Raw genomic sequence first — 18,927 nt, forward strand, 5'->3', positions numbered from 1 at the left:
TTTTTGTAGTGACTTGAATTTATGATATAATTTTTGGAGGCGAGTTTTCGGGACGCGCAACTTATGCGCTACGCGCAAATTTATGCGCGTCCCTACAATCCGTCATATATCAAGGTTTTCTACGCTTAGGGCATTCTGCTGAATAAAGTCGCGGCGCGGCTCGACCACGTCACCCATCAGCTTGGTGAAGATATCGTCGGCCTCGCTCAGATCCTCGACGCGGACCTGCAGCATCGTGCGCGCCGCCGGGTCCAGCGTGGTTTCCCATAGCTGTTCCGGGTTCATCTCTCCCAATCCCTTGTAGCGCTGCAGAGACAGCCCCTTTTCCCCCTCGAGGAAGATCGCCTGCAGCAGGTTGAGCGGCCCGTGGATCGGAATGTCGCGATCCTTGCGGATCAGGTGAGCGGTCTGTCCGTAGATCTCCTGCAGGCTTTCGGTCATCGCACCCAGGCGACGACTTTCCCCACTGCGCAGCATCGGGCCGTCCAGCGTCCGTGATTCCTCGACGCCGCGCAGTTGGCGGGTCAGGCGAATGCCGGCATCCTGCGTCGGGCGGCCGGACCAGCCGCGCTCATATTCCTCGGCGATCATGTCGAGCCGCGCGGCGACAGCCTGCGCCACGCCCTGCGCATCCGCGTCGACACGGCCCTGGACGAGCGCGCCTGCAATCGCGGCCTGCTCGGTGATATGGGACGGGTAATGGGTCGGATAGGCGCGCAGGATCCGGCGCGCGGTGCGGGCTTCATCCACCACGCGGGCAAGGTCGGCGCCCGAGATGTTCTCGCCATTGCCGAGGCGTAGCGAGGCGCCGTCGATGCCCTGCTCGATCAGGTAGTCTTCAAGCGCGGCCTCGTCCTTCAGATAGACCTCCGAGCGACCCCGGCTGACTTTGTAAAGCGGGGGTTGCGCGATATAGAGATGCCCCGCCTCGATCAGTTCGGGCATCTGGCGGAAGAAGAAGGTCAGCAGAAGCGTGCGGATATGCGCGCCGTCCACGTCGGCATCGGTCATGATGACGATCTTGTGGTAGCGCAGCTTGCCGAGGTTGAATTCGTCGCGGCCGATCCCGGTGCCAAGCGCTGTGATCAGCGTGCCGACCTGATCCGAGGAGAGCATGCGGTCGAAACGCGCCCGTTCGACATTCAGGATCTTGCCGCGCAGGGGCAGCACGGCCTGGTTCTGGCGCGAGCGGCCCTGTTTGGCAGAACCACCTGCCGAGTCACCCTCGACGATGAACAGTTCGGAAAGGGCAGGGTCCTTTTCCTGGCAATCGGCCAGCTTGCCGGGCAGTGAGGCCACGTCCATCGCGGTCTTGCGCCGGGTCAGCTCACGGGCCTTGCGGGCGGCCTCGCGCGCCAGCGCGGCCTCGATGATCTTGCCGACGATCTGCTTTGCTTCGGCGGGGTTTTCCTCGAACCACTCGGTCAACTTTTCGTTCACGAGGCTTTCGACAGCCGGGCGAACCTCCGAGGAAACCAGCTTGTCCTTGGTCTGGCTCGAGAATTTCGGATCTGGAACCTTGACCGACAGGACGCAGGTCAGGCCTTCGCGCGCGTCGTCGCCGGTGAAATCGACCTTCTCGCGCTTGGCGACACCGCTGGTCTGGGCATAGCTGTTGATGACGCGGGTCAGCGCACCCCGGAAGCCGGCAATATGCGTTCCGCCATCGCGTTGCGGGATGTTGTTGGTAAATGGCAGGACGGTTTCGTGATAGCTGTCGTTCCACCACATCGCAACCTCGATGCCGATGCCGTTCTTGTCGCCCTGAATGAAGATCGGGTCAGACATGACCGGGGTCTTCGAGCGGTCGATGAACTTCACGAATTCGCGCACGCCGCCTTCGTAGTAAAGCTCGGTCCGGAGCGGCTCGGCCGGGCGCTCATCTTCCAGGATGATGCGCACGCCGGAATTGAGGAAGGCGAGTTCCCGCAGCCGGTTTTCCAGCGTCTTGTAAACATAATCGAGGTTCGAGAAGGTGCCTTCACCTCCGTCTGCCTTGGACGAGGCGAGGAAGCGCACCTCTGTCCCCTTTTCGCCCGGCGCGGCATCGCCCACGACGCGCAGATGCTCGGCCGTATCGCCATGCTCGAAGCGCGCGTAATGTTCCTTGCCATTGCGCCAGATGCGCAATTCCAGCCAGTCGGACAGCGCGTTCACGACCGACACGCCCACGCCGTGAAGGCCGCCCGAGACCTTGTAGCTGTTCTGGTCGAACTTTCCGCCGGCATGCAGTTGGGTCATGATGACCTCGGCCGCCGAAACCCCTTCGGTCGGGTGCAAGTCGACCGGGATTCCGCGCCCGTTGTCGCGGACCGAAACGCTGCTGTCGGCATGGATCTTGACGCGCACGAAATCGGCATGACCGGCCAGCGCCTCGTCGATGCCGTTGTCCACCACCTCGTAGACCATGTGATGCAGACCCGAGCCATCGTCGGTATCGCCGATATACATGCCCGGGCGCTTGCGCACGGCCTCCAGGCCCTTGAGAACCTTGATGGAATCGGCACCGTATTCGGAGGGCTGGGGGGCGGGTTCGGTCATTGTCATCTTATCCTGCCTTGGGCTCCCATCTTATAGGGGGCCACGGCCGGAATGTCACGGGAAAGCCACAAGATTTAGGGCTTTTCAGGCGTCTTCAGACCAAGCCCGGCTGATCCAGCAAGGTGGCCCCGTTTCGGCTTTCGATCTCGATCACCCATAGATCCGGATCGCGGCTGCAGTTGCGGGCGATCTCGGCGTCGATTTCACTTTCCCCGGCTTCGGAAATTCGCGTCCAGGGGCGCTGGTCGGTCTCGAAATTCCATTCCCGCATCCAAAGGCTCGCGCGACCGTCGAGGGTCGCGCATTTCACCATGACGGTACCTGCCGTGTCATCGCCATGGCGCATGACATAGGCGGGGATATCGGCCAATTGCAGACGTTTCAGGTAGGCCGAGACCCAGATCCCGGCCGCGAGCCTCGGCTCAGGCATCGCCGTCCTTGAAGTCGAGGCCCATCTCGTTGTAGCGCTCGGCCTCGTCGAGCCAGTTCTCGCGCACCTTCACCTGCAGGAAGAGGTGCACCGGGCGGCCCATGAACTCGGCCAGTTCGGCGCGGGCGGCCTGGCCCACGGCCTTGATCGTTTCGCCCCCCTTGCCAAGGACGATGCCCTTGTGGCCGGGACGGGCGACATAGACGATCTGGTCGACGCGGGCCGATCCGTCCTTTTTCTCTTCCCATTTCTCGGTCTCGACCGTGAGCTGGTAGGGGATTTCCTCGTGCAACCGCAGCGTCAGTTTCTCGCGGGTGATTTCGGCGGCAATCATGCGCATGGGCAGATCGGCCACCTGGTCCTCGGGGTAAAGCCAGGGGCTTTCGGGAACCTCCTTGGCCAGCCAGTCGATCAGGCCGTTGCAGCCATAGCCCTTCTCGGCCGAGATCATGAAGGTCTGGGCGAAGTCGAACTTGCTGTTTGCCTCTTGCGACAGCGCCAGCAAGACCTCGGCCTTTACCCGGTCGATCTTGTTGATGACAAGCGCGACGGGCGTCTTGCCTGCATGTTCGCGAAGGCTTTCGATGATCGCCAGCGCGCCATCGGTCAACCCCCGATGGGCCTCGATCAGGAACAGGATGACATCGGCATCGGCCGCGCCGCCCCAGGCCGCCTTGACCATTGAACGGTCGAGCCGGCGCCGCGGGCGAAAGATGCCGGGGGTGTCCACGAAGACGATCTGCGCGTTCTCATGCATGGCGATCCCGCGGATGCGGGCGCGGGTCGTCTGCACCTTGTGGGTGACGATCGAGACCTTCGCCCCGACCATCTGGTTCAGAAGCGTGGATTTCCCGGCATTTGGTTCGCCGATCAGGGCTACGAAGCCCGCGCGCGTGTCGGTCATGTGGTTCCTTCGATCTGACCCAGCAGGACCTGTGCGGCCGCCTGCTCGATGCTGCGTTTGGTGCCCTTGCCACTGGCGACGGCTTCTCGGCCATCGTCCAGCCGGACGGTAATTTCAAATTCGGGGGCGTGATCGGGACCCGAGCGCGCCGTCTGCACATAGCGGGGCGGGCTCATGCCATTGGCCTGCGCCCATTCCTGCAACGCCGTCTTGGCGTCGCGGCTGTCCTGGTCGACGCTGTCAAGCCTTTCGGCCCAAAGCGCAAGGACGACGTTGCGCGCTGTCTCGAATCCGGCATCCAGATAGATGGCGGCAATCACGGCCTCCATGGCATCGGCCAGCAGTGCCTCCTTGCGGCGACCGCCCGACATCATCTCGGACCGGCCAAGCTTCAGCACCTCGCCCAGACCGATCTCGCGCGCGACGGCGGCGCAGGTCTCGCCCCTGACCAATGCGTTGTAGCGGGGCGCAAGCTGGCCTTCGGTGGCGGCCCTGTCTGCGGCAAACAAGGCCTCGGCCATGCTGAGCCCAAGGACGCGGTCGCCCAGGAATTCGAGCCGCTGGTTGTCGGGACGGGTCGCGCTGGCAATCGACCCATGGGTCAGGGCCCGCACAAGCAGTTCGGGCCGGGCAAACTCATGGCCCAGCCGTTCAGAGAAAGCACGCAGTTCGGCAGAAATCTTCATGTCCCGATCCTGCCACGGCCCCCCTTCCGCGGCAATTCTTCCTTAATCGACAGCCTTGAAGAAGCGGTCCGCACGCCAGGTCCAGAAATACAGCAGCGACTTGCCGGCCGAAGAGAACATGATCCGGTCGGCGCGCCCGATGAGGTATTCGGCCGGAACCATGCCGACGCCGCCGGCCGAGGCGGGCCAACGCGAGTCGCCCGAATTGTCGCGGTTGTCACCCATGAAGAAATAATTGCCCTCGGGGACGGTGAATTCCGGCGTATTGTCGCCCGGACCGTTGTCCGCCAGGTTCAGAACGTCATGGCTCACGCCATTGGGCAGGGTCTCGGTCAGACGTTCGGCAACACATTGGCCATTATCGGCGGCGCGGATCTGGCTGGGGCAGGGCAGGCTGCCCTGAGGTCCTTGCGGCGCTTGCGTTTCGACGAAATCGCCCGCGGCGACCTGCGGCGCCGCCTCGCCGTTGATGTATAGGACGCCATTGCGCATCTGGATGCGGTCGCCCGGCAGGCCGACCAGGCGCTTGATGAAGTCATCGCCGCGCGTCGGGTGGCGGAAGACCACGACATCACCGCGTTCGGGGTCCGAACCCAGAATGCGCCCCGAGATCGGGCACATCGAGAAGGGGCAGGAATGGCTGGAATAGCCATAGGCCATCTTGTTGACGAAAAGGAAATCGCCGATCAGAAGCGTGTCCTTCATGCTGCCCGACGGAATCCAGAAGGGCTGGAAGAACAGCGTGCGGAAGACGCCTGCGATCAGCAGCGCCCAGAAGATCGTCTTGACGGTTTCCCAGATGCCGCCATCCTTGCGGGCTTCGCTTTTCGCCATTTATGCTGTCCCCTCATGCGGAAGTCGCGCGTTCATGGGCCGCGCGACATGGCAAAGTCAAGCAGAAGCACCGGGCAGGGGTGGGGCGCTCGCGGCTTCGGGAAGAGCCTCGATGATCACGAATGCCTGAGCCCAAGGGTGATCGTCGGTCAGGGTGACATGGACATGGGCGCGATGACCCGGGGGCGTCATGTCCCGAAGCCTTTCGGCAGCCCAACCGGTCAGCTCCATCGTGGGCTGACCGCTGCGCAGGTTCCGGACGGCCATGTCCTTCCAACTGATTCCCATGGCAAGGCCGGTGCCAAGCGCCTTCGAGCAGGCCTCCTTGGCGGCCCAGCGTTTCGCCAGCGTCGCCGCCTCGAGCTTGCGCCGCGCGGCCAGGGCCAATTCGACCTCTGTGAAGACGCGCCGGCGAAACCGGTCGCCGTGACGCTCGAGCACGCCCGCTATGCGGTCGATATTGGCGAGATCCGAACCGATGCCAAGGATCATGGCTGCCCCTTATTCCACGGATGCGGGCAGGTACGCTGCGGCATCATCCTCGAACCAATGCCAGATGCCCGAGAGTTTGCCGAGCGTCCAGTCATAGCTTGCCGAAATCGAGACCTCCGGCAGGTCGTCATAAAGCCCCTGTGCCCCGTGCCAGGCCGCGGCTGGGCTCGTCTTCACGGCCTGCCAGACCTCGTCGCGACTGGGCGGAGAAATGCCACAGACCTCGTCCTCGGTGACAGGTTCATCCGGGTTGAAGGCGGCATCAAGCTCGCGCATTTCCTGCATCAATGCGCAGGCATCGTGAAGCTCCCATGCCGTTGCGGCGGCAATGACACCGACACCGATCACCGGCAGCGCCTCGCCGAAAGTCGATCCGACATTTCTCGCGGCGGCGGCGCCCGTCCTGCGCGAGACGCGTTCGGCCGTGTCATGCACAGCCTCGCGCATGGCGATGCGCCGGCCGCGATATTGCACCGTATTGTCCGCAAGCTGGGCGCGCAGGGCGCGCGTCTCGGCGCGCCTCGCTGCGCGCTCGGCATCCAGATCCGCACCTTGCCGGGCGATCCGCTCATTCAGCCGAGCTTCTCGCGCATGGGTCTCGGTCACGACCGAGCGCCGGCCCGTCACGGCTTCGACGACGGATGCCACAGCGCCGAGCACTTGCGGCACAAGCGTCATCGCCACCGACAGAGCAAGCGAGGTCACCATGAGCAGGATCATCACGAGCGACCATAGCCCCCCGACCGTCCGCAGGATCAGGCGGACCGCTCTGCCCATCAGTCGCGTGCGCAGTCCATGCGCCGGCGCATTTCCCGGATCGCCCCGTCGAGTCCCACAAAGACCGACTCGGCGATGAGGAAATGACCGATGTTCAGTTCCTTGAATTGCGAAATCGCCGCGATCGGCCCGACCGTTTCGAAGGTCAGACCGTGACCGGCATGAACTTCTAGCCCCAGACTGTCGGCAAGCTCGGCACCCCTGGCCAGTGCGGCAAGTTCGGCATCGCGGTCTTCGAAGCGTCCTTCGGTATCGAAATCGCAATATGCGCCGGTATGAAGCTCGACCACGGCGGCGCCGATCCTGGCCGAGGCCTCGATCTGCGCGCGCTCATGACCGATGAAAAGCGACACCCGGCAGCCCGCTTCACGCAGCGGCGCGATGTAGTCGGCGAGGAAGGCTTCGTTGCCCGCGACATCGAGCCCGCCTTCGGTCGTGCGCTCTTCGCGTTTTTCCGGGACGATGCAGACGGCATGGGGGCGGTGGCGCAGCGCGATGGCCTGCATTTCAGGCGTCGCGGCCATCTCGAGGTTCAGCGGCAGGCGGAGATTGGCCATCAGGTTGTCGATATCCGCGTCCGAGATATGGCGGCGGTCCTCGCGCAGATGCGCGGTGATGCCGTCGGCCCCGGCAGCCTCGGCCAGCTCGGCCGCGCGGACTGGGTCGGGCCAGGGCGTGCCCCGCGCGTTGCGGATGGTTGCGACATGGTCGATGTTCACGCCAAGGCGAAGCATGGATATTCCCTCCCGGTTCTCGCGGCCGGTTCTAAAGGCTCGCTGCGCCGGGCGCGAGTCCCGAAGCGGCGACCCACCATCCCGGATGCGCGGCGGCAATGGTTGCGCGCGCAGCCTGCGCCGCTGCCGCCGTTTCGAAAAGGCCGAAACAGGTCGCACCTGAACCCGACATGCGTGCCAGGCGGGCGCCGGCCGCCTCAAGCGTGGCAAGGCAATCCGCGATCTCGGGCATGAGCCGGATGGCAGCGGGCTGAAGATCGTTGCGACAGGCCGCGACGAAGTCGATCAGGGCCGCGGTATCATCGAACGCGGGAAGTTGTTCCGGCATCGGGGGATTGTCACGACAGCTCATCGCCTTGAAAACCGCTGGGGTAGAAAGCCCGAGAAGCGGGTTCAGCAGCACGAAATGCAGCGGGGGCAGGGCAGGCAGCGGGGTCAGGATCTCGCCCAGGCCCTGCATTCTTGCCGGGCGGCTGGCCATGCAGACCGGGACATCGGCACCAAGCGTCTCGGGTTCGCGCGGCGTTGCGCAAAGTGCGCGCAGCACCGCCGCGGCATCCGCCGAACCACCGCCGATCCCCGAGGCGACGGGCAGGTTCTTTTCCAGCGTGATCTTCACGTTGCGCCCGGCAAGCCGCGCAGCGCGCAGGCAAAGGTTATCGGGGGCAATGCCGAGTTCGGCCGCAAATGGCCCGCTCAGTTCCAGCGACAACGGGCCTTCCTCGACGGTCACGACGTCGCCCGTCTCGACGAAGACGACGAGCGAATCGAGCAGGTGGTATCCGTCGGCGCGCTGGCCGGTGACATGCAGCGTGAGATTCAGCTTGGCGGGCGCGGGCTCGCGCCGGGGCAGGGTCATTTCAGTTCTTGGGCGCCTCGGCCGGTTTCTCCGGCGCGCGAACGACCGGGGGCTTACCGCCCTTGGCCATTTCTTCGTCCAGAACCGCGTCCAGGCCGCGATCCAGCTTGGTGCGGATGCGCTGCGCATCGGCTTCGGTTTCCGGTTTCAGCGAAAGTGCGCGTTGCCACTGGATCTCGGCTTCGCGGTGGCGGCCGACCATCCAGAAGATATCTCCCATGTGGTCATTCACGAGCGAGTCGCCTGCCATCGCCGCCACGGCCTTTTCCATGGGCGCGACGGCCTCTTCGTAGCGGCCCATCCGGAAATAGGCCCATGCGAGCGAATCAAGGATGTACCCGTCTTCAGGACGCAGTTCGACGGCGCGCTGGATGAGTTCCAGCGCCTCGTCCAGCTTCTCGTTCCGGTCGACGAGGCTGTAGCCGAGATAGTTCAGCACCTGGGCCGAATCCGGGCGCAGCTCCAGCGCGGCGCGGAAATCCGCTTCGGCCTTCGGAAACTGCCCTGACCGTTCAAGTGCAATGCCTCGGGCATAAAGCGGGAACCAGCGCGCCTCACCGGCATTGTCGCCGATCAGGGACAGCGCCTTGTCATAGGCGGGAATCGCCTGCGAGAACTTGTCCTGCTGACGCAGCAAATCGCCAAGCGCGATCCAGCCCTGGGCCAATTCGGGATGCGCGGCGGTCAGAGCCAGCGCGGCCTTTTCAGCATCATCCAGCCGTTCTGCGCGCGACAGCGCGTCGATGCGCGACAGTTCGGCGATCGGGCGCATGTCGCCCAGGTCGCGCAGCGCCTCGAATTCCTTCTCGGCCAGGTCGAATTGCCCCATCGCCTGCAGGAACTGCGCCGAAAGCAGCCTGGCCTCGCCGAGGTCGGGGGAGAGGTACGAGGCAAGGCGGGCATGTATCAGGGCCAGAGGGTCGGGTTCCTCGGCGGTGGCCAGCACGCTCGCGAAGGTCAGAAAGACCTGCGCCATGCCATCGGCGGGGGTGCGAACGCTGTCAAAGGGCAGGGTCTCGCCCTTTTCCATCCGGTCGCGCAACGTGACCAGTTGCGGCTCTTCGTCGAAACCAGGCGTCGCCTCGAGCATCGCGATCGCATCCTTGTTGCGTTCGAGCTGCGACAGAACCTGCGTCCGGGCGATGACCCCCAGGATATGGGCGCCCGTCGCCGGTTCGCTCAGCAACAGTTCCGCGCCTTCGTAATCACCCACGGCCGCCTTTGCGAGCGCGAGATGATAGTTGACCATCGGACGGGCGCCGCGAATTTTCCCGAGTTCCTCGAAGGCCGAAAGCGACTGGCGCGCATTGCCTGCGCCGAGAAGGGCCCAGGCCCGGATCATCTTGTCGAGAAGCTGGTTACCACCCGAGTCCTGCCCATCCATCCCCTCGTTCGGGCTTGGATCGGGGGTCTTGTCGATGGCGTTGACCAGATCCTGCCAGCGCTCGGCTCGCGCGAGTTCCGAGCGCTGCATCAGGCGGGCAAGTTCGGTTGCGCGGCCCTGGTCGGACATCGTGACGGCCAACGCGCCCGCGCGCTCCATCTCGCCCGAGGAAATCAGCGCGACCAGTGCCGAATCCTGCAAGAAGGCGTCGGTGTCGTCCTGAGCCATGGCCTGCAGGTAGTAATTCGCGGCATTGCTGTAATCATTGCCGATCGCCGCCTGGCGTGCGGCAAGATAAGGGCCGGCAAGCCCGCGTATTTCGGGGGCGTTGGTTGTGGACCCGTTCGTCTCACCCGAGGAAGGGGCGGCGTTCTGGGCCAGCATGGGGGCGGCAAGTGCAGTACCGGAAAAGGTCGGCACGGCGGTCAGCGCGATCAGCGCGAGCGGGATCAGTCTTGTCGTCACGGCTTCGGCCCAGTCCTTGCAATACCGGTGCGACCCTATCCGCCCCCGCCGCAATGGGCAACGCCGGCGGTCTGCCGGCGTTGGGACAAGCGATCACATGTTCGGGTAGTTCGGCCCGTCTCCGCCCTGGGGCGTTGTCCAGTTGATGTTCTGGCTGGGGTCCTTGATGTCGCAGGTCTTGCAGTGGACGCAGTTCTGGAAGTTGATCTGGAAACGCGGCCCGTCATCGCCTTCCAGCACCTCGTAGACGCCGGCCGGGCAGTAGCGCTGCGCCGGTTCGGCATATTCGGGCAGGTTGACCGCGATTGGAATGGCGGGGTCTTTCAGCCGCAGGTGGCAGGGCTGGGATTCCTCGTGGTTCGTGAAGCTGAACGACACGTTGGTCAGCCGGTCAAAGGACAGTTTGCCGTCCGGTTTCGGGTAGTCGATCGGTTTGAAATCGGCTGCCTTTCCCGTCGCTGCGGCGTCGGTCTTGCCGTGCTTCCAGGTCCCCATCGGGTTCCAGCCGGTCAGGTTCGCGACCCACATGTCGAAGCCGCCAAGCGCCAGGCTGGGCCAAAGGCCAAGCTTGGACCAGATCGGCTTGACGTTGCGCACGGGCTTGAGATCGCGTGCGATGTCGCCCGAGCGGACTTCGGCCTCATAAGCGGTCAGTTCGTCTCCCTCGCGGCCGGCCGCGATCGCCTCGGCCGCGGCCTCGGCTGCGGCGATGCCCGACAGCATCGCATTATGGTTGCCCTTGATCCGCGGCACGTTGACGAGCCCCGCCGAGCAGCCAAGCAAGGCCGCCCCGGGCACGACCATCTTGGGGATGGACTGCCAGCCGCCCTCGGAAATCGCTCGCGCACCATAGGCCACGCGCTTGCCGCCCTCCAGCAGTTCGGCGACCATCGGGTGGTGCTTGAAGCGCTGGAATTCCATGTAGGGATAAAGGTGCGGGTTGGCGTAGTTCAGGTGGACGACGAAGCCGACCAGGACCTGGTTTCCTTCCAGGTGATAGATGAACGAGCCGCCACCGGCATTCTTGCCCAGCGGCCAGCCCATCGTGTGGGTCACGGTGCCGGGCTTGGCCTTGGCCGGGTCGATTTCCCAGATCTCCTTCATGCCGAGGCCGAACTTCTGCGGTTCATGCCCATCAGAGAGGGCGTATTTCCCGATCAGCTCCTTGGCGAGCGATCCGCGCACGCCTTCCGAGATGAAGACGTATTTCCCGCGCAGTTCCATGCCCGGCTCGTATTGCGGTCCGGGGGTTCCGTCGGCTTCCAGGCCCATCTCGCCCGCAACGACGCCGACGACCCGGTCACCTTCGTAGACAAGCTGCGAACAGGCCATGCCTGGGAAGATCTCGACCTCCAGCGCCTCGGCCTGTTCCGCCAGCCAGCGGCAGACATTGCCCATCGAGACGATGTACTTGCCGTGGTTCGACATCAAGGGCGGCATGGGCCAGTTCGGGACCCGGAACTGGCCAGCTTCACCCAGCACGAAGAAGTTGTCGGTGGTGACCTCGGTCGTGATCGGCGCGCCCTTTTCCTTCCAGTCGGGGATCAGCTTGTCGAGACCCTTGGTGTCAAGGACAGCGCCCGACAGGATATGCGCGCCGATTTCCGAACCCTTCTCGAGAACGACGACCGAAAGTTCCGGGTTGATCTGCTTGAGCCTGATTGCCGCCGACAAGCCGCTTGGCCCACCGCCCACGATCACGATGTCATATTCCATCGACTCGCGTTCAATCTCGTTCATGGCTCGGCCCCCTAGATTCCCTGGCGCATTGACTTGCGCAGAGGTAGCGCGTGACCGTGTGACGAGCAATGCCGAGGTGGAAATTCATTGCCCTGACCCGGGGGCAGATTCGGCCCTTGGGCAAATGATCGCGGATCATCGGCTGCGGGACTTGCAACAATACGACAATCGCGCCACGATGCCGCGAAATGAAGACGCCCTCGGCCCAAGGCCGGGGGCGTTCCAACACCTTGTTTTCGCGTAGACGTGTAGGTCGCCGTGGGGCGGCCGGAAGGACCGGAATGGAAAAGATACCGATGACCCGTGCGGGCTATGACCAGCTGGACGAGGAGCTGCGCGAACTGCGCTCCGTCGAGCGCCCGGCTGTCATTCGCGCCATTGCCGAGGCGCGGGAGCATGGCGATTTGTCCGAGAATGCCGAATATCACGCCGCGCGCGAGAAGCAGAGCTTCGTGGAAGGCCGAATCAAGGAACTCGAAATGATCATCTCGCGCGCGGAGGTGATCGACCCTTCGCGGCTTTCTGGCAGCATCAAGTTCGGCGCGACGGTCACGCTGCTCGACGAAGATACCGAAGAGGAACGCACCTTCCAGATCGTCGGCGAGGCCGAGGCGGATCTGGAACGCGGACTTCTGAACATGCGTTCTCCTCTTGCGCGGGCGCTGATCGGCAAGGAGGAAGGCGACAGTGTCGAGGTCGTCACCCCGGGCGGCGGGAAATCCTATGAGATCATCTCGATCCGCTTCATCTGACAAGGGACGGGGCGCTTGAGCGCGCTCGGCTCCCTTCGCCGGATCGCGGCAGAGCAGAGCCGCGACCGGCTTCTGACCTGGGGGATTGTCGCCAGTGTGATCTGGCTGGCGCTGGTCGCGGCTTTCGCCTGGCTTTCCCCCGATGATCAGGCGGGCGATCCTGTCGGATGGGCGATCTGGCTGATCAGCGTGGTTTTGCCGCTGGCCCTGATCTGGTTCGGGGTCTGGTCGGCACGCAGTCTTTCCCTGCTTCGCGAAGAGGCCGAGGAACTTCGCGCGACCCTTCGCGAGATGCGCGTCGGGTCGCAGCCCAACCCGCCCACGCAACCATTGGACCCCGCCGAGCCCGTCGCACGGCCAGATGCCCCGCGCGCCGCGCCGCGCCGCAGGGTCGCCGTTGCGCCATCTCCACCAGCTGCGAGCGATGCCGACCAGCCGCCGCTGGATCTGGGAACACGACCCGCGCCCGAACTGACCGCGAGTGAGCTGTTCCTGGCGCTGAATTTCCCCGACGGACCGGACGATCGAGAAGCGATCCGATGCCTGCATCTCGCGCTGGCTGATCCGGGCCTGGCCCGGTTGATCCGGGCCGCCCAGGACGTGGTGACGTTGCTGGCAGGGCAGGGCGTCTACATGGACGATCTGCAGATCCCCGAAACCGACCCGGTGCTTTGGCGCGCCTTTGCCGAGGGACGGCGGGGCGCCGATATCGCCGGTCTGGCTGTGATCGAAGACGAACTGGCCCTGCACGCCGCCGCACAGATGCTGCGGCAGGACGAGGTGTTTCGCGATGTCGCGCATCATTTCATGCGCCATTTCGATCGGCTGCTGTCGCGGCGCTCGGAAATCGACGATCCTGCGGTGCTGTCCGCTCTCGCCGAAACCCGTTCGGGGCGCGCCTTTCTCTTGATGGCGCAGGTCAGCGGAGTTCTGGGGCACAGCCCGCCGGATCAGCCCTGAAGCGGCTTTCGCAAGACATGCGCCCGGGCGCGCCATGGCCAGCCAAGACGTTGACGGCCGGCCGATTGAAAGCCCATCGCTTGCCAAGCGGCCAAGGCGTCGAGATTGCGCGCCTCGACCTCGACGAGCAATGCGGGATGTCCAAGGCGCCGTGCCTCCTCCATCGCGGCTGCGACAAGCGCCCGGGCAACTCCGCGGCCCCGCCAATGCCGACGCACCGCGACGCCATCCAGGATCAGGTCGTAGGTTTCCGGGCCGGCGCGATGCAACCAGCTTGCGGCATGGCGCAACCTGCCCCGATATCGGCCGAAGGTCGCCAGGAAATCCGCCGCCGAAGGTGACAGGATGCCGCCCCGCGCCCCGCGAAGCCCGGCAATCCCGACCAGCGCGCCATTGCGGTCCAGCGCGATCAGGGCGCGTTCACGGTTCATCGTCATCGCGACCAGCGCGACGCCTTCGCGTGTGGCTGTTGGCAGGGGCTGCAAGGCGGGTCCGAAGCTCCGCCAGTAAAGCCGTGCCGCCGCGCCGCCCAAATGCACCGGCACCCCCTGACTGACGAAGAAAGGATCTTTGCTGCCTGCGTTCAAAACCTGGTGACCCTTGCACCTGACAAAGCATTTGGACAATCTGGCGCCAACCTAGAGCGCAACTCGATTCCGTTTCCAGCATGACTTTTCCCGAAAGCCCCCCGGCGGTGACGCCAGAGGCCGAACCCGTCCTGACGCCCGAGCAGCGGCGCGTGCTTGCGCGCAGCCCGGCGCAATGCATCTGGCACGGCATTGTCCAGTCCTTGCCATTTCTGCTGGTGCTTGTCCCATTCGGACTGCTGTTCGGGGTGCTCTCGGCTGAATCCGGGCTAAATCTCGCGCAGGTTCTGGGCTTCTCTGCGCTTGTTCTTGCCGGTGCATCGCAATTCACCGCCGTGCAACTGCTTAGCGATCATGCGCCGACGATCATCGTCATCATCTCGGCCTTGGCCGTGAACCTGCGGATGGCGATGTATTCGGCATCACTCGTGCCATGGCTTGGCAACGCGAGCCCGCGGCAAAGGGGCCTTGTCGCATATCTGCTGATCGACCAGACCTATGCGCTGTCGATCCAGAAATTCGAGGACAACCCCAACCTTCGTCTGGACCAGCGCATGGCCTATTTCGTCGGCACCGCGATCTGCTCATGCATTCCGTGGCTGATCGCCAGCGCTGTCGGTTTCCATCTGGGCCGCGCGATTCCCGAAAGCTGGGCGCTGGATTTCGCGCTTCCGATCACCTTCCTTGCCATGGTGGCCCCGATGCTGCGCAGCCTCGCCCATATGGCGGCGGCAGCGGTTTCGATCGTCGCGGCACTGGTCTTCACGGTCCTGCCTTCGGGTCTGGGCATCCTTCTGGCAGCCCCGCTGGCCATGGCGACCGGAGCCATCGTCGAGAAGCGCATGGAACAGGCGAGGGCGCGGCAATGACCGGCTATGATCTGAAAATCTGGTTCGTGATCGTGGTTCTGGGTGCGGGAACCTACCTGATCCGATGGTCATTCCTTGGCGCGATCGGCAATCGGGCCATCCCGGAATGGGCATCGCGGGCGCTGCGATATACCGCCGTTGCCGTGCTGCCTGCCATCGCCGCGCCGCTCGTGGTCTGGCCAGCTGCGACGGATGGGCAGATGGACCCGGTTCGGCTGACGGCTGCCCTGGCCACCATGGCGGTGGGGATCACTACCCGCAACGTGCTTCTGGCGATCGTTGCGGGCATGGTGACGCTGTTCGGGATGCTTTACATCTGGGCGTGAAGCTGGCCGTCGACACCATATCCGGTGATGACGCCGTTCTTCTGGCGCAGCAGCACGTCATGGTTGTTGGCCGGGTCGCCATCCATGTGCTTCTTGGACGTGACGCCGGGCAGGGTCAGGAACCAGTTGCGCAGTCGCAGCGGCGAGAAGCCCGAAGGGGCGGCCTCGAAGCCGGGCACGCGCCGCAGGACGGTACCGGTTGAGACGGCACAGAAGCTCTTGTTGGCCGGGCCCTGGCTTTCGGCTGCACGGATCGCTGCCTCGGCCACCTCAAGCGGCACCTGGATCGTGTCTTCGGCCACCCAATAGGTCTGCCGGGCGTGGTAGTCGATGTAGAAATTCTTGAAGTTCGGCGTGATCCCGTAAAGCACGTCATGCCGTTCCGGGATCGAAGGGTGATTCCAGCTGCCGGCCGGATCGTAGATCACTCGCTGGGTGCCGTTGATCATCAGCGCGGAATGCCCGCCTTCGCCTTTCGGGATGCCGATCACGGTCAGAAGGGTGATCGACGGCGGTTCGTTCGACACGTAGCGCGCCTTGCGCACCGCCTCGTCGCTGGCCCAGATATTATCGGCTCCGCAAGCCGCAAGCGCAGCCGGCAGCGCCAGCGCGAGGAACGCACGCCTTTGCATTTTCATTCTCCGAAGGTGGGGTCAGGCGTTGGTCAGCGCCATGAAGATGAGGACGCCGATCGCGAGCCCGCTGACCCAGGTTGCCGCCTTGATGAAGCCGGCAAAGGTCTTTTGATGCTCGCTGATATCCATTTCACCATGCTTGTGCTCGGTGATCTCGTGATGCGAGGCCATGTTTCCCCCTGGTTGCAACGATGCGTCGCGACAGGGATAGCCGAAGCCCCGCGCGCTGTCACGCCCCCCAGAGGATCGCGCCGTCATCCGTCATGCCGCAGGGCCACACCTGTCCGGTGGCACGGAGATGGTTGATGTGACCCACGGCCTCGGCCAGAGCGAGGCCGAATTCCGATTTTGAGATCATGCGGCGGTAAAGCAGTTCGAAACAACCCACAGTCGTTCGCGGCTCTTCGCGAAGACCGTTCAGCAATCGCGCGATCGCGGCGTTCTGATTCTCGACCAGTTGGCGCAGGCGGGTCGGCAGCCCGCGATAGGGCATCCGATGACCGGGCAGGACAAGCTGTTCGGGGCGTGCATGGGACAGAAGCCGTTCGCAGGATGCAAGCCAGGCCCCGACCGTGTCGGCATCCGGCTCATTCGGATAGACGCCGAGATTGGGCGAGATCGAGGCCAGCATCTGATCCCCGCCGATCACCAGATCGTCGCCCAGCGACCACAGCGTGACATGTTCGGGCGCATGGCCTTCGCCCATGCGGATGATCCAGCGGCGGTTGCCGAATTCGACCGTTTCACCCTCGGCCAGCCGCCGGAAACCCGGTGGCAGGGGCGCGCTGGCATCCGCCATATTGAAGGGCCGCTCTTCCGAACGTTCGGCGATCATCTCGGCCGACATGCCGGAGGCGCGCCAGAAGGCGATCGCTTGGGGTGTCGGGCGTTCCTGCACGTCTAGGATGCTCATGCGCGCCATCAGCCAGGCGGTGCGGGATGTCCAAAGTTCGGCACCGCGCGCCTGGAACCATCCGGCAAGGCCCATATGGTCCAAATGGTGATGCGTGACGATCAGCCGGGTGACCGGCGCGCCCGCCATCGGTCCGGCCAGAAGCGCTTGCCAGATCTCGCGGATTTGGGGCGTGTCTATGCCGGTGTCGACGACGGTCCAGCCGCCGTCGTCCAGAAAGGCATAGACGTTGACGAAATCCGGCTTGAACGGCAGCGGCATCTGCATCCAAAGGACGCCCGGCGCGATTTCATGCGCCTCGCCGCTGGCCGGCAGGATATGTGTCTCGCTTTGGATCACACCGCCATCTGACCAAGGAGAAGAGCATCGTCAAGCGCTTCCAGATCCTCCAGCCCGGCACGGGCAGCGGCGAGGTCGGCCGCGAATTGCGGCAGGACACGGGTAATGTGGACGCGTGCCAGCGTCACGCTGCCGCCGCGGGTTGCCGCCAACAGGTGGTAATGCGCGCCAAGGACGCGGGCAAACGCCGACAGATAGGGAACCGCCCCGGCGAACCGTTCGGGCAGATCGCGTTCGATCAGGTCAAGCGTCGTCTCGCGCAGGGTCTCGGCCGCCTGCCAGACCTGGTTTGCCAGGTCCGGCTGGTCCGTCTGCGCGGCCTTGGCTTCGTCAAGGATTTCGTCCAGCAGCGCGGTTGCGGCAGCGCCGCCATCCGCGAACTTGCGCCCGACAAGGTCCATGGCCTGAATGCCGTTCGTTCCCTCGTAGATGGAGGTGATGCGGACATCTCGCAGATACTGGGCAATGCCGGTTTCCTCGATATAACCCATGCCGCCATGCACCTGGATGGCCGTATCGGCGGCACGGGTCCCCGCGTCGGTGCCGTAGGCCTTTGCGATCGGGGTCAGGAAGGCGGCGCGGGCGGCCCAGTCCTTGTCTTCGGTGGCGCGGGCCATGTCGATCGCGACCGCGCAGGCGAGGCAGATCGAGCGGGCCGCGAAAATCTCGGCCCGCGAAATGGCCAGCATCCTGCGCACGTCGGGATGGCGGATGATCGGTCCGAACTGGACGCGATCGGCGGCATAGCTGGTGGCTTGCTGAAGCGCCGCCTCGCCCTGCGCCACGCCCTGCACGCCGACGCCGAGTCGGGCACAGTTCATCATCGTGAACATCGCGGCCATGCCCTTGTGCTCTTCGCCGACAAGCCAGCCCCTTGCGCCCTCGAAGCTCATAACGCAGGTGGGCGAGCCATGGATGCCAAGCTTGTGTTCAAGGCTGACGACGCGCAGGTCATTGGCAATGCCCGGATTTCCGTCCTGGTCGGGTATGAGCTTCGGCACCATGAACAGGCTGATCCCCTTGGTGCCCTTGCCGCCATCGGGAAGGCGGGCAAGCACCAGGTGGCAGACGTTCCGGGTCACATCGCTATCGCCCCAGGTGATGAAGATCTTCTGGCCGGTGATGCGATAGGTTCCGTCATCGGCGCGCTCGGCCCGGGTCGTCAGCGCACCCACATCCGAACCGGCCTGCGGCTCGGTCAGGTTCATCGTGCCCGACCATTCGCCGGATGTCAGGCGGGGCAGGTACAGCGCCTTCAGCTCGTCGCTTCCGTGATGCTCAAGCGCCTCGATCTGGCCTTGGGTCAGCATCGGGTTCAGTTGCAGCGCCAGACAGGCCGAGGCGACCATTTCATTGACGGCCATGTTCAGCGCCTGGGGCAGTCCCATGCCGCCATATTCCGGGTTGGCTGCAAGGCCGATCCAGCCACCCTCGGCAAGGGCGCGGAAGGCCTCGGCAAAGCCGGGGCTCGAGCGCAGCGCACCGTTTTCCAGCCGGGCGGGGGTCAGATCGCCCGACCGGTTCACCGGGGCGATGATATCGGTTGCGATGCGGCCTGCTTCGGTCAGCACTGCGCTGACGGTTTCGGCCGTGGCCTCGGCGAAAATTTCTGTCCTGGATACATCGGGAAGGCCGACGACCTCGTTCAGGATGAACGTGATCTGTTCGACTGGAGCTGTATATGGCATGGTCCTCTTCCC

General features: G+C 64.4%; 20 protein-coding genes. 4 read left to right on the top strand and 16 right to left on the bottom strand.

The features are described from left to right. Positions 1-102: 102 nt before the first annotated feature. The 11 genes from gyrB to RGQ15_RS05825 all read right to left on the bottom strand — a co-directional run bounded on the left by gyrB (position 103) and on the right by RGQ15_RS05825 (position 11,846). Positions 103-2,541, bottom strand: coding sequence for a DNA topoisomerase (ATP-hydrolyzing) subunit B (gene gyrB, locus RGQ15_RS05775; protein ID WP_311159267.1), 2,439 nt, complete (start codon positions 2,539-2,541; stop codon positions 103-105). 94 nt (positions 2,542-2,635) lie between these two features. After that, positions 2,636-2,971 (bottom strand): DUF1491 family protein, encoded by a 336-nt coding sequence (locus RGQ15_RS05780; protein ID WP_311159268.1) that lies wholly within the window; start codon positions 2,969-2,971, stop codon positions 2,636-2,638. Then, complete coding sequence (gene era, locus RGQ15_RS05785; RefSeq protein ID WP_311159269.1) at positions 2,964-3,875, bottom strand: GTPase Era; 912 nt, start codon at positions 3,873-3,875, stop codon at positions 2,964-2,966. The genes RGQ15_RS05780 and era overlap by 8 nt, the downstream gene beginning before the upstream one ends. Further along, the gene (gene rnc, locus RGQ15_RS05790; RefSeq protein WP_311159270.1) at positions 3,872-4,561 is read right to left on the bottom strand and encodes a ribonuclease III; all 690 of its coding nucleotides are present in this window, start codon (positions 4,559-4,561) and stop codon (positions 3,872-3,874) included. The genes era and rnc overlap by 4 nt, the downstream gene beginning before the upstream one ends. A gap of 42 nt (positions 4,562-4,603) precedes the next feature. Beyond that, a complete protein-coding gene (gene lepB, locus RGQ15_RS05795; RefSeq protein WP_311159271.1) occupies positions 4,604-5,395 on the bottom strand; it encodes a signal peptidase I in 792 nt (263 codons plus the stop codon). Positions 5,396-5,452: 57 nt separating this feature from the next. Then, positions 5,453-5,887, bottom strand: coding sequence for a holo-ACP synthase (acpS, locus tag RGQ15_RS05800; protein WP_311159272.1), 435 nt, complete (start codon positions 5,885-5,887; stop codon positions 5,453-5,455). A gap of 9 nt (positions 5,888-5,896) precedes the next feature. Beyond that, positions 5,897-6,664 carry a hypothetical protein gene (locus RGQ15_RS05805; protein WP_311159273.1) on the bottom strand — a complete coding sequence of 256 codons (768 nt, stop codon included), beginning with the start codon at positions 6,662-6,664 and terminating at the stop codon, positions 5,897-5,899. Continuing rightward, entirely contained in the window at positions 6,664-7,398 is a 735-nt protein-coding gene (locus tag RGQ15_RS05810; RefSeq protein ID WP_311159274.1) for a pyridoxine 5'-phosphate synthase, read from the bottom strand. The genes RGQ15_RS05805 and RGQ15_RS05810 overlap by 1 nt, the downstream gene beginning before the upstream one ends. Before the next feature lie 31 nt (positions 7,399-7,429). Then, on the bottom strand, positions 7,430-8,257 hold the full coding sequence (locus RGQ15_RS05815; RefSeq protein ID WP_311159275.1) for a 4-(cytidine 5'-diphospho)-2-C-methyl-D-erythritol kinase: 828 nt from the start codon (positions 8,255-8,257) through the stop codon (positions 7,430-7,432). A 1-nt stretch (position 8,258) separates the two neighbouring features. Next, the gene (locus tag RGQ15_RS05820) at positions 8,259-10,106 is read right to left on the bottom strand and encodes a tetratricopeptide repeat protein (RefSeq protein ID WP_311159276.1); all 1,848 of its coding nucleotides are present in this window, start codon (positions 10,104-10,106) and stop codon (positions 8,259-8,261) included. A gap of 93 nt (positions 10,107-10,199) precedes the next feature. Continuing rightward, a complete protein-coding gene (locus tag RGQ15_RS05825; RefSeq protein ID WP_311159277.1) occupies positions 10,200-11,846 on the bottom strand; it encodes an electron transfer flavoprotein-ubiquinone oxidoreductase in 1,647 nt (548 codons plus the stop codon). Positions 11,847-12,127: 281 nt separating this feature from the next. Here RGQ15_RS05825 and greA point away from each other — a divergent pair, with 281 nt between their 5' ends. Together greA and RGQ15_RS05835 are read left to right on the top strand one after the other, a co-directional pair. Continuing rightward, positions 12,128-12,598, top strand: coding sequence for a transcription elongation factor GreA (gene greA, locus RGQ15_RS05830; RefSeq protein ID WP_311159278.1), 471 nt, complete (start codon positions 12,128-12,130; stop codon positions 12,596-12,598). A 15-nt stretch (positions 12,599-12,613) separates the two neighbouring features. Then, positions 12,614-13,558 (top strand): hypothetical protein, encoded by a 945-nt coding sequence (locus RGQ15_RS05835; RefSeq protein ID WP_311159279.1) that lies wholly within the window; start codon positions 12,614-12,616, stop codon positions 13,556-13,558. Here RGQ15_RS05835 and RGQ15_RS05840 read toward each other — a convergent pair. Then, complete coding sequence (locus tag RGQ15_RS05840; protein ID WP_311159280.1) at positions 13,549-14,097, bottom strand: GNAT family N-acetyltransferase; 549 nt, start codon at positions 14,095-14,097, stop codon at positions 13,549-13,551. The genes RGQ15_RS05835 and RGQ15_RS05840 overlap by 10 nt on opposite strands. A 128-nt stretch (positions 14,098-14,225) precedes the next feature. Here RGQ15_RS05840 and RGQ15_RS05845 point away from each other — a divergent pair, with 128 nt between their 5' ends. Both RGQ15_RS05845 and RGQ15_RS05850 read left to right on the top strand, forming a co-directional pair. Beyond that, the gene (locus tag RGQ15_RS05845) at positions 14,226-15,014 is read left to right on the top strand and encodes an AzlC family ABC transporter permease (RefSeq protein WP_311159281.1); all 789 of its coding nucleotides are present in this window, start codon (positions 14,226-14,228) and stop codon (positions 15,012-15,014) included. After that, the gene (locus tag RGQ15_RS05850) at positions 15,011-15,340 is read left to right on the top strand and encodes an AzlD domain-containing protein (protein ID WP_311159282.1); all 330 of its coding nucleotides are present in this window, start codon (positions 15,011-15,013) and stop codon (positions 15,338-15,340) included. Before RGQ15_RS05845 ends, RGQ15_RS05850 begins: the two co-directional genes overlap by 4 nt. Here RGQ15_RS05850 and RGQ15_RS05855 read toward each other — a convergent pair. Genes RGQ15_RS05855 through RGQ15_RS05870 form a run of 4 tightly spaced genes read right to left on the bottom strand, consistent with a single transcriptional unit; the run spans position 15,325 to position 18,915 of the window. Beyond that, positions 15,325-15,972, bottom strand: a complete 648-nt coding sequence (locus tag RGQ15_RS05855) for a hypothetical protein (RefSeq protein WP_311159283.1) — start codon at positions 15,970-15,972, stop codon at positions 15,325-15,327. The genes RGQ15_RS05850 and RGQ15_RS05855 overlap by 16 nt on opposite strands. Positions 15,973-15,993: 21 nt before the next feature. Then, positions 15,994-16,146, bottom strand: coding sequence for an aa3-type cytochrome c oxidase subunit IV (locus tag RGQ15_RS05860; protein WP_311159284.1), 153 nt, complete (start codon positions 16,144-16,146; stop codon positions 15,994-15,996). A gap of 58 nt (positions 16,147-16,204) precedes the next feature. Then, the gene (locus RGQ15_RS05865; protein WP_311159285.1) at positions 16,205-17,227 is read right to left on the bottom strand and encodes an MBL fold metallo-hydrolase; all 1,023 of its coding nucleotides are present in this window, start codon (positions 17,225-17,227) and stop codon (positions 16,205-16,207) included. Next, entirely contained in the window at positions 17,224-18,915 is a 1,692-nt protein-coding gene (locus tag RGQ15_RS05870; RefSeq protein WP_311159286.1) for an acyl-CoA dehydrogenase, read from the bottom strand. The genes RGQ15_RS05865 and RGQ15_RS05870 overlap by 4 nt, the downstream gene beginning before the upstream one ends. Positions 18,916-18,927: the final 12 nt, after the last annotated feature.

The sequence above is a fragment of the Paracoccus sp. MBLB3053 genome (genome assembly GCF_031822435.1).
Classification (GTDB): Bacteria; Pseudomonadota; Alphaproteobacteria; order Rhodobacterales; family Rhodobacteraceae; genus Paracoccus; species Paracoccus aurantius.

Coding starts and splice junctions, on each gene's coding strand:
- gyrB (WP_311159267.1), bottom strand. CDS start 2,541: ATGACCGAACCCGCCCCCCAGCCCTCCGAATACGGTGCCGATTCCATC.
- RGQ15_RS05780 (WP_311159268.1), bottom strand. CDS start 2,971: ATGCCTGAGCCGAGGCTCGCGGCCGGGATCTGGGTCTCGGCCTACCTG.
- era (WP_311159269.1), bottom strand. CDS start 3,875: ATGACCGACACGCGCGCGGGCTTCGTAGCCCTGATCGGCGAACCAAAT.
- rnc (WP_311159270.1), bottom strand. CDS start 4,561: ATGAAGATTTCTGCCGAACTGCGTGCTTTCTCTGAACGGCTGGGCCAT.
- lepB (WP_311159271.1), bottom strand. CDS start 5,395: ATGGCGAAAAGCGAAGCCCGCAAGGATGGCGGCATCTGGGAAACCGTC.
- acpS (WP_311159272.1), bottom strand. CDS start 5,887: ATGATCCTTGGCATCGGTTCGGATCTCGCCAATATCGACCGCATAGCG.
- RGQ15_RS05805 (WP_311159273.1), bottom strand. CDS start 6,664: ATGGGCAGAGCGGTCCGCCTGATCCTGCGGACGGTCGGGGGGCTATGG.
- RGQ15_RS05810 (WP_311159274.1), bottom strand. CDS start 7,398: ATGCTTCGCCTTGGCGTGAACATCGACCATGTCGCAACCATCCGCAAC.
- RGQ15_RS05815 (WP_311159275.1), bottom strand. CDS start 8,257: ATGACCCTGCCCCGGCGCGAGCCCGCGCCCGCCAAGCTGAATCTCACG.
- RGQ15_RS05825 (WP_311159277.1), bottom strand. CDS start 11,846: ATGAACGAGATTGAACGCGAGTCGATGGAATATGACATCGTGATCGTG.
- greA (WP_311159278.1), top strand. CDS start 12,128: ATGGAAAAGATACCGATGACCCGTGCGGGCTATGACCAGCTGGACGAG.
- RGQ15_RS05845 (WP_311159281.1), top strand. CDS start 14,226: ATGACTTTTCCCGAAAGCCCCCCGGCGGTGACGCCAGAGGCCGAACCC.
- RGQ15_RS05850 (WP_311159282.1), top strand. CDS start 15,011: ATGACCGGCTATGATCTGAAAATCTGGTTCGTGATCGTGGTTCTGGGT.
- RGQ15_RS05855 (WP_311159283.1), bottom strand. CDS start 15,972: ATGCAAAGGCGTGCGTTCCTCGCGCTGGCGCTGCCGGCTGCGCTTGCG.
- RGQ15_RS05860 (WP_311159284.1), bottom strand. CDS start 16,146: ATGGCCTCGCATCACGAGATCACCGAGCACAAGCATGGTGAAATGGAT.
- RGQ15_RS05870 (WP_311159286.1), bottom strand. CDS start 18,915: ATGCCATATACAGCTCCAGTCGAACAGATCACGTTCATCCTGAACGAG.